The organism is Pseudomonas sp. FH1 (genome assembly GCF_000510895.2).
Classification (GTDB): Bacteria; Pseudomonadota; Gammaproteobacteria; order Pseudomonadales; family Pseudomonadaceae; genus Aquipseudomonas; species Aquipseudomonas azotoformans_A.
This window is the reverse complement of sequence record NZ_AOHM01000058.1, coordinates 177793-190931: the sequence shown is the minus strand read 5'-3', so window position 1 is coordinate 190931 and position 13139 is coordinate 177793. Positions and strand designations below refer to the sequence as shown.

The following is a 13139-nucleotide window of genomic DNA, read 5'->3' as shown; positions in this document are numbered from 1 at the left end:
AGAGGCGCCTTAGATCATTTCTTCGCCGCCCTTCCCGCCGAGAACGATTTCTCCGGCTTCGGCCATACGGCGGGCAATGGTGAGGATTTCTTTCTGCGCGGTTTCCACGTCGCTGACGCGTACCGGGCCTTTGGCTTCCAGGTCGTCGCGCAACAGTTCCGAGGCGCGCTTGGACATATTCTTGAAGATCTTTTCCTTGACGCCTTCGTCCGATCCCTTGAGGGCCAGCACCAGCACATCGGAGGACACTTCGCGCAGCAACGCCTGGATGCCACGGTCGTCGACATCGGAAAGGTTGTTGAACACGAACATGAGGTCTTCGATCTGGCCGGACAGGGTGTCGTCGATCTCGCGGATCGAGTCCATCAACTGGCCTTCGACCGAGCTGTCGAGGAAGTTCATGATGTCGGCCGCGCGCTTGATACCGCCCAGGGTGGTACGCGAGGCATTCGAGTTGCCGGAGAACTGCTTCTCCAGAATCGTGTTGAGTTCTTTCAGGGCCGCCGGCTGCACGGTGTTCAGCGACGACACGCGCAGGATGATGTCCAGGCGCACCTTATGGTCGAAGTGGCCAAGCACTTCACCGGCCTGGTCCGGGTCGAGGTAGGCCACAACGATCGCCTGGATCTGCGGGTGCTCGTAGCGGATCACATCGGCCACGGCACGCGGTTCCATCCATTTCAGGCTGTCGAGGCCGCTGGTGTTGCCACCGAGCAGGATGCGGTCGATCAGGCCGTTGGCCTTGTCTTCGCCCAGGGCCGAGGTGAGCATCTTGCGGATGTAGCTGTCGGAGCCGACGCCCAGGCTGGTCTGGTCGCCGACGATCTCGACGAACTCGCTCATCACCTGCTCGACTTGCTCGCGGTGCACATTGCGCATCTGCGCCATGGCCACGCCGACGCGCTGAACCTCTTTGGGGCCCATGTGGCGCAGCACTTGGGCGGCGTCGGTTTCACCGAGGGACAGCAGCAAGACTGCGGCTTTGTCGACCTTGGTGAGCTTGGCAACAGCGGCTCGATTATCACTCATCTGCGTTGATCCACTCTTTCACGACCTGGGCCACACGGCCCGGGTCTTCTGCCACCAGACTCTTGATTGCGTTCAGCTGAGCGTCGTAACCCTCGCTCGGGCTTGGCAACAGGATGCTTTGCGGGCCGCCAAGGCTGACGCGGTCGTTGGCCAGTTCGCCGTCGAGGCCGCCCATGCCACCCAATTCCACGTCGCCACCGGCCAGGGCCAGCTGTTTCTTGCCGTTGCCGGTGATGTTGTTGAGCACCGGACGCAGCACACCGAACACCAGCACCAGGATGAACAACACACCCAGCACTTGCTTGACGATGTCCCAGAACCACGGCTGCGAGTAGAACGACGGTTCAGCGATCACTTCGCCACGCTCGGCGGAGAACGGCATGTTGATCACGCTGACACTGTCACCCCGGCTGGCGTCAAAACCGACGGCGTCCTGCACCAGGCGAGTGAAGCGCGCCAATTCGTCGGCGGTCCAGGGGGCACGGGTAACGGCGCCATCGGCGGCATTGACCTTGACCTGGTCATCCACCACCACCGACACCGACAGGCGATTGACGCGGCCCTGTTGTTGCTTGGTGTGGCTGATGGAACGGTCGAGTTCGAAGTTCTTGGTGGACTGGTTACGTTTGTCCGCCGGGTACGGGGCGAGCATCGGCTGGCCGGTGGCCGGGTCCATGATCTGCTGACCGTTGGCGTCCAACAATGGCTGGCCTGGCTGGATCGCGCCAGCGCTGGCAGCGGTGCCACCGGTGGTTTGCGGGGCCGAAGCCGGGGCTGGCGGCTGGTTGCTCAGGGCACCCGGCACACCTTGCGGCGGGCCATTGGCGGCGGTGCGTTGTTCGCTGGTGGACTGCTCGCTGCGCAAAGCAGGCTGGTCCGGGTTGAATTGCTCGGAGGTCGACTCGACCGCGCTGAAGTCCACATCGGCGGACACTTCAGCCTTGTAGCGGTCGTTGCCCAACACCGGTTGCAGGATGTTGTGCACCCGCTGGGTGAGCATGCTTTCGACGCGGCGGCTGTAGTCAAACTGCTTGCCGGCTTGAGTCAGCGCGGAGTTTTCGCCCTGATCGGACAGCAGGTTGCCCTTCTGGTCCACCACGGTGATCTGCGATTTGCTCAGCTCGGGCACGCTGGTGGCGACCAGGTTGACGATCGCCAGGACCTGGCCAGGCTCCAGAGAGCGGCCGGCAAACAGCTCAACCAAGACCGAAGCACTTGGCTTGCGCTCGTCGCGCACAAACACCGAGCTTTTCGGAATGGCCAGGTGCACGCGGGCACCCTTGACGTTGTTCAGGCTGGAGATGGTGCGCGCCAGTTCGCCTTCCAGGCCGCGACGGTAGCGGGTGGCTTCCATGAACTGGGAAGTCCCCAGGCCCTGGTCCTTGTCGAGGATCTCGAAACCGATATTGCTGTCGGACGGGGTCACGCCAGCGGCGGCGAGTTTCATGCGCGCACGGGCCACGTCGTCGGCCTTGACCAGCAGGGCCCCGGAGTTGGGCTCCACGGTGTAGGCGATGTCGGCGGCGGCCAGGGTTTCCATGATCTGCTTGGAATCCATGCCCGCCAGGCTGCCGTACAGCGGCCGGTAATCAGGTTGCTGCGACCACAACACCACGGCAAAACCAATCGCCACGCTGGCCGCCAGGCCGACCATCAGGCCCACCTGACGCAGCATGGTCATTTCGGAGAGGTTTTCCAGGAACGACAGGCCAAACAGCGGCGGCTTGCCGTCTGCCTTGGCGGGTGCGTTGTCCACGACTGCTTCTGCCATGACTTAAATCTCGTCCTTAAACCGGCATCTGCATGATGTCTTGGTAGGCCTGAACCAGCTTGTTACGCACTTGGGTCAGGGCCTGGAAGGAAACGCTGGCTTTTTGCGAGGCGACCATCACATCGGTGAGGTCCACGCCGCTTTTGCCGATTTCAAAGGCGTTGGCCAACTGGCTGGAGGCTTGCTGGGTGTCACTGACTTTGTTGATGGCCTGGCCGAGCATATCGGCGAAGCTGCTTTGGCCCAATTCCGGCGCTGGCGCGACGGATTTCGGTTGAGCCATGGCATCCATTTGCATGGAGCGCATATCCAACATCAACCGATTGAACTCAATACCCTGGCTCATGAACTTCTCTCTCCGACAACCCGCATGTTTTTTGACGCTACGCCGCAATTACTAGGGGAGGTAGCAACAAGGGTGCCAGCTCTGTACCAACTCGTAAGAAAAGGCGACAAACCTTGTCGACCTTGTTACCGGTTATGTGGCGAATAGATACGCTTCCACATCCATCCCGGCATCACGCATCTGCGCCAGCTTGTAGCGCAAGGTGCGCGGGCTGATACCCAGACGTTCGGCAGCCTCTTTGCGACGGCCGCGCTCGGAGCGCAGGGTGTCGATGATCATCTGGAATTCACGGCGACGCAGGTCGTCGCCCAAGGCGCCAGCGGTCTCGGTTTCGACCACCACGGGCGCCGGCGCCAGGGTCGGCAGCGGTGCGACACCACTGCCCATGGCCAGGCAGAAATCCTGGGGCTGGATCAACCCGCCCTGTTGCAGGATCAACGCGCGCTGGATCGCGTTATCCAGTTCACGCACGTTGCCCGGCCATGGATAGGCGATCAGGCAGGCTTGGGCCTCGGCCGACAGGCGCGCCTGGGCATGCTTCATTTTTTTGACGTGGTTGTTCAGCAGGCGCTCGGCCAGCGGAATGATGTCTGCCGGGCGTTCGCGCAACGGGCGCCAGGCCAGCGGGAACACCGAGAGCCGGTAGAACAGGTCTTCACGGAAACGCCCCGCCGCCACTTCGCCCGCCAGGTCACGGTTGGTGGTGGCGACTACACGGATATCCAACTGGATCGGCTTACGCGCGCCGACGCGCTCAACCTCACGCTCCTGCAGCACCCGCAGCAACTTGGCTTGCAGGCCCAGGGGCATTTCCGAAATCTCATCGAGCAGGATGGTGCCGCCGTCGGCCTGTTCGAACTTGCCTGCCTGGGCTGCGATGGCGCCGGTGAACGAACCCTTTTCGTGACCGAACAGTGTGGCTTCGAGCATGTTGTCGGGGATCGCCGCGCAGTTGATCGCGATAAACGGCTGCTTGGCGCGGGTCGATTGCTGGTGGATGTAACGCGCCAGCACCTCTTTGCCCGTGCCGGACTCGCCGGAAATCAGCACCGTGGAATCGCTGCGCGCCACGCGCGCCGCCAGCTCCAGCAATTGTGCACTGGCCGGCTCAAAGGCAATCGGGCCTTCGCCTTCGTTGGCCGAGATCACACCCAAGGCATGCCGCGCGACCAGTTCGATCAGGGCCTTAGGTTCAAAGGGTTTGACCAGGTAATCCGCCGCGCCCTGGCGCATGGCGTCGACCGCACGCTCGACGGCGCCGTGGGCGGTCATCAGCAGCACCGGCAACTGCGGCTGACGCGCACGCAGCAGACCGAGCAATTGATGACCGTCCATGCCCGGCATATTCACATCACTGACCACCAGGCTGAAGGACTCCTGCTCCACCGCCTCCAAGGCGTCCTCGGCAGAACCGACCGCCCGGTAGTCATGGCCCGCCAACAGCAGCGTGTCAGCCAATGCTTCACGCAGGGCGCGATCGTCTTCCACCAACAGAACCTTGATAGCCATAACCGTTCTACTCCGCGCTTGCCGCGCTGGAAAACAGCGGCAAGGTCATCAATGCACAGGTGCCACGCCCGACACGGGAATGCAGCTGCAATTCTCCCTGATGGGCACGTGCCACTGCCTTGACCACGGTCAGGCCCAGGCCCGTACCGTTGGTCTTGGTGGTGAAAAACGGCTCGCCCAGGCGCTGCAACACAGCGGGCTCGATACCACTGCCGCTGTCGCTGATGCACAGGCGCAGGTTTTGCTCGCGGTTGTACAGGTGCACCTTGAGCCGTGCGCCGGGGCCGCTGGCCTGGGTGGCGTTTTCGATCAGGTTGAGCAGCGACCCCACCAGCGTGTCGCGGTTGCACAGCAACTCACCGAGATGGCTGTCGCACTGCCAGCGCACCTGGACGTCCTGAATATGGGTGGCAGCCGCCGCTTGCAGGGCCTGCATCAACGCGGACGGCGTGATGCGGTCGGTGAGCGGCAATTCGCCACGGGCAAACACCAGCATGTCGCGCACCTGGTGCTCCAACTCATGCAGACGCTCCTTGAGGCGACCGGCAAACCGTTGATGGGTGGCGGCGGGCAATTGCTCATCAGTCAAATGACTGGCGTAGATCAAGGCAGCCGACAGCGGCGTGCGGATCTGATGCGCCAAAGAAGCGACCATGCGCCCCAGGGAAGACAAACGCTCATGCCGCGCCAACTGGTCTTGCAGGTGACGGGTTTCAGTCAGGTCGTTGAGCAGTACCAGTTGACCCGGCTCCGCGTCCAGGGAACGGGTGGCGATGGACAAGCGGCGGCCGTCTTTCAGGGAAATTTCGTGACCGTCATCTTCACGCGGCGCAAAGCAGCGGGTGATGACATGCCGCCACAGCTCGCCTTCCAGCGGCAGGCCCAGCATGTCGCAGGCAGCCGGGTTGGCTTCGCGCACACGGCCTTCTTCGTCGATGACGATCACACCGCCGGGCAGCAGTGACAGCAGGTTTTGCAGACGGTTGGCCAGGCGCTCTTTCTCGGCCAGCTCTTCCATGCGCTGTGCGCTGACCACCGCCAACTCGCCTTTAAGCTCGGACACCCGGGCTTCAAGCAGGCTGTAGGAATCGGTCAATTGGCTGGACATCTGGTTGAACAGCGAAAAGGCCTGTTCCAGGCCCTGACGACTTTGCTGTTCGACAGAAGGAACCAGCCCCGCAATGGCAGGACTGGAAGAATGTTGGGCGGCGTGGGGCATCATGCTCTCTCGCTTGGCTGACCGTCAGTTAAACGGAACGTTGCGAGGGCTGTAGCAATACTTGTGCCGAAAAAAAACCGCTGATAAATCAGCGGCTTGAAAAACAGGCGTCAATCATCCGCCTGTTCATCACCTTCTTTGCGGCTCATACCGTACTTGCGCATCTTCTCCACCAGGGTGGTTCGGCGAATGCGCAGGCGCTCGGCGGCACGGGCGACGATGCCGTTGGCGTCGTCCAGGGCCTGTTGGATCAGGCCTTGTTCCAGGTTGCCGAGGTAGTCCTTCAAGTCCAGGCCTTCGGGCGGCAGCATGGCAGTGGAACCGAAGTCCGGGGTATGGCCGTTGATGGCTACCCGTTCTTCCATGTCGCTGCGCAGGCTGTCGACCAGCTGCTCGTCTTCGTCGTCGACGTAGCGGAACTTCTTCGGCAACTCGACCACGCCGATCACGCCGTAGGGGTGCATGATCGCCATGCGCTCCACCAGGTTGGCCAGCTCGCGGACGTTGCCCGGCCAGCCGTGGCGGCACAGGGACATGATCGCGGCAGAGTTGAAACGGATAGAGCCGCGCTTTTCGTGCTCCATGCGCGAGATCAGTTCGTTCATCAGCAGCGGGATGTCTTCCACACGCTCGCGCAGCGGGGCCATCTCGATCGGGAATACGTTGAGGCGGTAGTACAGGTCTTCGCGGAAGCTGCCGACCTCGATCATGCTTTCGAGGTTCTTGTGGGTGGCCGCGATGATGCGCACGTCGACGCTCTGGGTCTTGTTGCTGCCCACGCGCTCGAAGGTGCGTTCCTGCAGTACACGCAGCAGCTTGACCTGCATCGGCAGCGGCATGTCGCCGATTTCGTCAAGGAACAGCGTGCCACCGTTGGCCAACTCGAAACGCCCGGCACGGCTGGTGATCGCACCGGTAAAGGCGCCCTTCTCGTGGCCGAACAGTTCGCTTTCAAGCAGCTCTGCCGGGATCGCCCCGCAGTTGACCGGCACAAATGGCCCGTCGCGGCGCTTGGAATGATAGTGCAGGTTGCGCGCGACCACTTCCTTGCCAGTGCCGGACTCGCCGAGGATCAGCACGCTGGCGTCGGTGTCGGCCACTTGCTGCATCATCTGGCGCACGTGCTGGATGGCGCGGCTGGTGCCGACCAGGCTGCGGAACAGGTTGGGTTCGCGATGGCGACCGCGCTCGCGGGCCTGGTCGTACATCTCGCGGTAGACCTGGGCACGGTGCAGGGAGTCGAGCAATTTGCTGTAGCTGGGGGGCATTTCCAGGGTGGAAAGCACCCGGCGGCGCTGGTCTTCAGGCAGGTCGACGGAAGAAATATCGCCCATTAGCAACACGGGAAGGAACTCATCCCAGGTTGACAGTGTCTTTAACAAGCCCAAAACAGCGCCAGGAGCGTTTACCGTCCCGATCAGCACACAAATGACTTCACGGCTCGATGACAATGAGCTGACCGCCTGCTGCCAATCATGGCTGCCGCAGGGCAAATTTTCTTCGCCAAGAAAATTCAAAATCACCGCTAAATCGCGGCGGCGGACGCTATCGTCATCAATCAGCAGAATTTTGGTTTCACGCCACATGCAATAGCAACTTCCCTAGTTAACTCAAATGCCCTCGAGTCGGGGCAATCTAGATGGCTGTAGGTTTTTTCTGCCTACAGCCGTCTGAATTCTGAAAACAGCACTAGTTAAGTCAAAAAATCGCGCGCAGTCAAATTTATGACGCGCGTTCGGATTAACTGAGCCAGTTCAGCCGAACAGATGGTAAACCTTTGACGCATTTTTCGCTTGGTTGATCTGCGACATCTCTTCAAAAATCGCCTGGCGTTCGCCAGTCGTCACCTCAAGCAACTGCTGATAAACCGCCAGCAGGCTTTCAAGCTTTTCACGCAACGCATCCTCATCAACCGGCGCCTCACTGAGCACCTGCTCGATCACGTCGCGACAGCCCATGTCCAGTTCGCCGATGGCGTCCCAGTTACGGTCCGCCAGCGCGCCCATCAGCGCCTCACGGGTTTCATCAATGCGTTGCAATGCATGGCTCATGACGTGTTCCTCAAGGCCAATGGCCTTATTGTGCGGCGCCTTGCGGTGCCGCAATGGCATCCCAGCCTTCTTTTACGGTAATCAGCAAACGGGCGACTTCGTCGATCATGTCAGCATCGTTGTGCAGATTTGCTTCCATCAAGCGGTTGGTCATGTACGCGTACAGACTTTCCAGTTGCTGGACATAGGCTGGGTTTTCGCTTTTTTCGGCATCCAGTCCGTCGCGCAAGCCAATAATAATGTCCACAGCTTTGCCAAGCATCAGGCCCTTCTGCGCAACATCTCCACGAGCCAATGCACCTTTAGCCTGCGCCATGCGGTCAAGGCCGCCTTCCATCAGCATTTGCACCAGGCGATGCGGACTAGCCTCAGAGATCTGGGCATGGGAATTGACCTTCTGGTATTGGCGAAGGGCTCTCATGGGATTCATGTATCTACCTCGTGACAGGCATATCGAAAAAGTTTTCTGTTACCAATATGTCGTCCGGAGCATAAAAAGCTTTAGGTGGCTCTCTAAGCGATGCTAATGACTCCGGAACAATATCAATTGTTCTTCTGATTGTTCAAAGCGTTGAGCGTCCCAAGGATGTTGTTACTTTGCTGGCGAATTTGCGCAACCAGGGTGTCCATGGCGTTGTACTTGTCCTGCAGACTCTTTTGCAAAGCAGTCATCCGCTCATCCAAAGCCGACTGCTGGGTCACCAAGTCTTTCAGACTGTCGGACAAGCTCGTCGAACGCGTAGCAAGAATACCCGTTGCAGGCTTGGCGTAATCATCGGTTGCCGTCTTCAGGCGAGCGAGCAGGCCGGTCTTGCCAGTGAAGATACTGTTGATATCGGCTGCGTTATTAACCATGGCAGCGTCCCACTTTTTGTCATCCATCACCAACTGGCCAGTGGTCGAGTTGGTACTGATGCCAAATTGAGCCAGGGACTTCAGAGCCCCAGTCCCGCCCAGCGAATTGAATTCATTGCGCAGCGCTGTCTGCAGGGTACGCATCGTCGAATCGCCGGTGAGTGTTGACGCCGTGGTTGTGCCATCCGGGTTTTTCGTAACCTTAGTCTCTGCCGTCATCGCCGTCAGCAAGGCATTGTAGGTGTCGACAAACCCTTTGACCCCAGATTTGAGTGTCGCAGTGTTAGTGCTCACCGTGATCAGCGTGGCAATAGGTTTGCTTGTATCACCGGTTGTCGGGAACGGAGACGGCGAGAGCAATTTGATGCTTACACCACTTAACGCATCGGAGATGTCGTTGGTCTTGGACGTCGCTGGAATACCGTCGATGCTGTATTTGGCGTCTTTTGGCGTATCAACCACCGTGGAGCCGACGTCCAGGCCGGAATTACCGGACAATGTCAGGTCCGACCCAACCCCCATGGTGGTGGACGTCAGGATCAGACGCGAGCCACTGGAGTCAGTCAGGACGTTGGCACTCAAGCCTGCCGTCGCGAATTGAGTGTTGATGGAATCACGCACTTGTTGCAGGGTCGCTCCTGGCGGCACACTCACATCGAACTTCTTGCCCGACTGCGTGATCGTCAGCGTTGTCGCCTGATCACTTGCGTTGACGACAGATTGAGGGCCCGCCGCAAACGTCTTGCTTGACAACTTGGAAGCCACTGCCAGGTTATCGACTACCAGCCTGAAACTACCGTTGGAGGCAGTATTACTCGCCTTCATGGTGGCGACCTTTTCATCCGAAGATGAACCGGTAAGACCAGTAAAGCTGGCACTATTGGTCATTGTGTCTAGAGCGCCGCGGAAAGCATCCAGAGCAGCCTGAATTTTGCCGATCGAAGACAGCGTGGTGGTCGCTTTCTGCGTTTGGGTATTGATCTGAGTCTGCTTGGGCGCTCTCTCGGAGTCCACCAAAGACTTCACAATCGCTTGCGTATCGATATTCGAACCAATACCGCTAACCGTTGAACCCGCCATCATCTTTCTCCTAATCGGTGGCTGCCGTTTTCTTGACTAACAACACTTCAAGCATCGACAGCAACAAGTTTCATGCCAGCTCAGGCTTTGTCATCAAACAACACATGGCTTGCACTGGATAGGCTCTGAGCCAGTTTCAATGCTGTTTCCGAGGGGATCTGGCGGATCACTTCACCGCTTTCAGTGGCAATGACCTTGACCACAACCCGATGGGTGGAATCATCAATGGTAAAATCCAGTTTACGCTGGGCCGCTTGTACGAATTCGCGTATGTCGGTCACCGCTTTTTCCAGATCGGCTCGCTCAGGCTCGCCTCCAGATGGTGCTACCGCCTCTACTTTTGCCTTCTCTTTGTCAGCAGCAATGACAGGTGTCACTGCACTCTGAGGTGCAACCGGTGGATAAGACTGGTTCAACTTCACACTCATGTCCATGTCCAATCTCCTCTACAACTGAAAAGACGAAAGGGCACGTAAACGCGCCCTTCCGTCAGTTACCAAGCGCGCTGGTTACTGAAGCAGTTTCAGTACAGCGGATGGCAGTTGGTTAGCCTGCGACAGGATCGCAGTGGAAGCCGACTGCAGGGTTTGTTGCTTGGTCAGTTCGGCGGTTTCAGCAGCGAAGTCGACGTCCTGAACGGTGGAACGTGCAGCGGTGGAGTTCTTCTGAATGTTCTGCAGGTTATCTACAGTAGTGGTCAGACGGTTCTGGGTAGCACCCAGACCGGAACGCACGCCGTCGATGGTGCCGATGGCTTTGTCGATAACAGCCAGGGCATTCTGAGCACTGGTAGAGCTAGTGACGTCAGTCTGAGCAACGCTGGTTTTGGTCGATGCGGTAACGGCACCGAACACACCAGCAGCGCTTGTACCGGTCAGCGAGTAGCCGCTGGCCGAATCCAGGTTGACAGCACCGGTAGCGATCACGGCGTTGGCAACAGCCACGTCGGCACCGAACTTGCCCGAACCATCTTTGGTAGCGACGGTCACCGAGCCACCAGCAGTCACACCGCTGAACGCGATGTTCTCACCCGAGTCGGATTTTACAGTCAGTACATCTTTGGACTGATCGTAGCTAACACTGATGCCCAGTTTCGCAGCGTTGGACTTCAGTTGGTCAGCCAGGTTGGCGTTGCTGGTAACACCGATGAAGTCGACCTTCTGGCCACCCACATCCATGGTGAAAGTAGCAGGAGTAGCAGTAGCAGTAGCCTTGTCGACCTTGAACTGAGCTTCAGTGCTGGCAGTAGCGGTCAGGCCACCGATCGCGCCGTTCATGCCTTTGGCGATGTCTTTAGCCGAAGCGTTGGCAGCAACGTCAACGTCTGCGGTTTGACCGTTACCAGTCACGGTGATTTTGCCAGCTACAGCCAGGATGGTACCGGACTTGATTTGCTGCGAACCGATGTTGTTCGCTGCAACGTTGTCCAGGCTCAGGTTGATGGTTTCGTTAGCGTTGGCGCCAACCTGAATAGCTTTGGTACCGTACGAACCGTCCAGCAGCTTCTGGCCACCGAAAGTAGTGGTTTGCGAGATACGGGTCAGTTCCGAAGTCAGAGCCTGGTATTCGTCGTTGTTCGACTTACGGTCGTCAGCGCTCAGGGAACCGGTAGCGGAAGACAGAGCCAGGGTACGCATTTTTTGCAGGATGTCGGTCGAAGCCTGCATCGCGCCTTCAGCGGTCTGAGCGATGGAGATACCATCGTTGGCGTTTTTAACTGCTTGACCCAGACCGTTGATTTGGCTGGTCAGGCGGTTGGAGATCTGCAGGCCGGCAGCATCATCTTTGGCGCTGTTGATACGCAGACCGGAAGACAGGCGCTGCATGGAAGTGGCCAGGGAGCCGCCAGCTTTGTTCAGGTTGCCCTGAGTAGTGATCGAAGCAATGTTGGTGTTTACTGTTAAAGCCATGACGAAATCCTCGTTGGATGGATACTGCGGCTTCCGGCCCTGGCAACCGCCGGGTGTGGCCTGAGAACCTACGTAATAGTTATCGTCGTGGTGGCCGGTTGCTTGAGGATTTTTTTTGATTTTTTTACTGGCGCCGTGCCACCCCTTGCAATTCAAGGGTTTAGGTGGGTGTGAACCCCCGTTTTCACTGGGTTTTCTGGCGTCAAATAAAAAACGCCGAGAGTCTTTCGACCCTCGGCGTTTTTTATGGAAGCTATCAAGGCATCAAGGGCGATAGAGAATCGCCGAACCCCACGACAGGCCCACACCAAAACCACTGATCGCTACGCGCTTCCAAGAGGCGTCCATCACGTGCTTTTCCAGCAGCAGCGGAATGCTCGACGACACGGTATTACCGGTCTCGACCATGTCCTTGATGAACTTGTCCACGGGTGCATCTTCAAAACGACGCGCCACGGCGTCGACAATCGCCGCACTGCCCTGGTGGATGCAGAACGCGTCAATCTCGTCAGCCTTGAGGTCCGACTCATTGAGCAGCTCATGCAAGTGAGCCGGGACCTTGAGCAAGGCAAAGTTGAAGACCTGGCGGCCATTCATGAAGAACACGCCATCACTGACCTTCAGGTGCGGCGCACCGGAACCGTCGGTGCCGAACTTCGACTTGCCCAGCAACCACGGCGCGTCTTCGCCCATCCAGGTGGCAGTTGCAGCATCGCCAAACAGCATGGTGGTGTTGCGATCTTCCGGGTCGACAATCTTCGAATACGGATCGGCGGTGATCAACAGGCCGTTTTTCAGGCCCGCGGCTTCCATGAAGCCCTTCATCGCGTAGATGCCGTAGACGTAACCGGAACAGCCCAGGGAAATATCGAAGGCCGCCACGTGGGTCGGCAGGCCGAGTTTGTCCTGGACGATGGCCGCTGTGTGCGGCAAGCCCTCTTCATCACCGTTCTGGGTGACGACGATCAGCGCGTCGATCGACTCGCGCTTCAAATCCGGGTTGTTGGCAAACAAAGCGTTGACCGCCTCGACACACAGATCGGAAGTTTCCTGCGCGGCTTCCTTGCGCGGCAGGAACGCCGAACCGATCTTGCCAATGATGAATTCTTCATCCTTGGCGAATTTGGCACCCTGGGCGTAGTTATCGATCCCGTCTGCCGGCACGTAACTGGCGATGCTTTTTATGCCAATCATTGTGGCTTCCCAATACTAAATAGCTGGAGAACACCCCTGGGCCACGCCCGGAGTGCTGACAATAAAGGGGATAACCCCATAAAAATCTCGCTGAAAGCCGCCTCGCAAGGACCCTGTGACGACTTATCCTTTTCACACGATACAGTGAAGATGCGCTTTATGACTCACAGGTCAC

Annotated in this window: 12 protein-coding genes; all 12 read right to left on the bottom strand. The window is 58.7% G+C overall.

From position 1 onward, the window contains the following. Positions 1 to 9: 9 nt before the first annotated feature. A complete protein-coding gene (fliG, locus tag H096_RS18780; protein WP_010563975.1) occupies positions 10 to 1029 on the bottom strand; it encodes a flagellar motor switch protein FliG in 1020 nt (339 codons plus the stop codon). After that, complete coding sequence (gene fliF, locus H096_RS18775) at positions 1022 to 2800, bottom strand: flagellar basal-body MS-ring/collar protein FliF (protein WP_033900752.1); 1779 nt, start codon at positions 2798 to 2800, stop codon at positions 1022 to 1024. Before fliF ends, fliG begins: the two co-directional genes overlap by 8 nt. Positions 2801 to 2816: 16 nt before the next feature. Next, positions 2817 to 3146, bottom strand: a complete 330-nt coding sequence (fliE, locus tag H096_RS18770) for a flagellar hook-basal body complex protein FliE (protein ID WP_015885194.1) — start codon at positions 3144 to 3146, stop codon at positions 2817 to 2819. Positions 3147 to 3278: 132 nt separating this feature from the next. Beyond that, entirely contained in the window at positions 3279 to 4655 is a 1377-nt protein-coding gene (locus tag H096_RS18765; protein ID WP_033900750.1) for a sigma-54 dependent transcriptional regulator, read from the bottom strand. Between the two features lie 7 nt (positions 4656 to 4662). Beyond that, the gene (locus H096_RS18760) at positions 4663 to 5874 is read right to left on the bottom strand and encodes an ATP-binding protein (protein WP_033901078.1); all 1212 of its coding nucleotides are present in this window, start codon (positions 5872 to 5874) and stop codon (positions 4663 to 4665) included. 110 nt (positions 5875 to 5984) lie between these two features. Then, positions 5985 to 7460, bottom strand: a complete 1476-nt coding sequence (locus H096_RS18755; protein ID WP_033900748.1) for a sigma-54 dependent transcriptional regulator — start codon at positions 7458 to 7460, stop codon at positions 5985 to 5987. Positions 7461 to 7628: 168 nt separating this feature from the next. Continuing rightward, on the bottom strand, positions 7629 to 7925 hold the full coding sequence (gene fliT / locus H096_RS18750) for a flagellar protein FliT (protein ID WP_033901076.1): 297 nt from the start codon (positions 7923 to 7925) through the stop codon (positions 7629 to 7631). A 25-nt stretch (positions 7926 to 7950) separates the two neighbouring features. After that, positions 7951 to 8355 (bottom strand): flagellar export chaperone FliS, encoded by a 405-nt coding sequence (fliS, locus tag H096_RS18745; protein WP_033900747.1) that lies wholly within the window; start codon positions 8353 to 8355, stop codon positions 7951 to 7953. Positions 8356 to 8468: 113 nt separating this feature from the next. Beyond that, complete coding sequence (gene fliD, locus H096_RS18740) at positions 8469 to 9860, bottom strand: flagellar filament capping protein FliD (RefSeq protein WP_033900746.1); 1392 nt, start codon at positions 9858 to 9860, stop codon at positions 8469 to 8471. Between the two features lie 80 nt (positions 9861 to 9940). Next, positions 9941 to 10294 carry a flagellar protein FlaG gene (locus H096_RS18735; protein ID WP_033900745.1) on the bottom strand — a complete coding sequence of 118 codons (354 nt, stop codon included), beginning with the start codon at positions 10292 to 10294 and terminating at the stop codon, positions 9941 to 9943. Between the two features lie 75 nt (positions 10295 to 10369). Continuing rightward, the gene (locus H096_RS18730) at positions 10370 to 11770 is read right to left on the bottom strand and encodes a flagellin (RefSeq protein ID WP_033900743.1); all 1401 of its coding nucleotides are present in this window, start codon (positions 11768 to 11770) and stop codon (positions 10370 to 10372) included. A 264-nt stretch (positions 11771 to 12034) separates the two neighbouring features. After that, on the bottom strand, positions 12035 to 12964 hold the full coding sequence (locus H096_RS18725) for a ketoacyl-ACP synthase III (protein ID WP_033900741.1): 930 nt from the start codon (positions 12962 to 12964) through the stop codon (positions 12035 to 12037). Between the last annotated feature and the right edge of the window lie 175 nt (positions 12965 to 13139).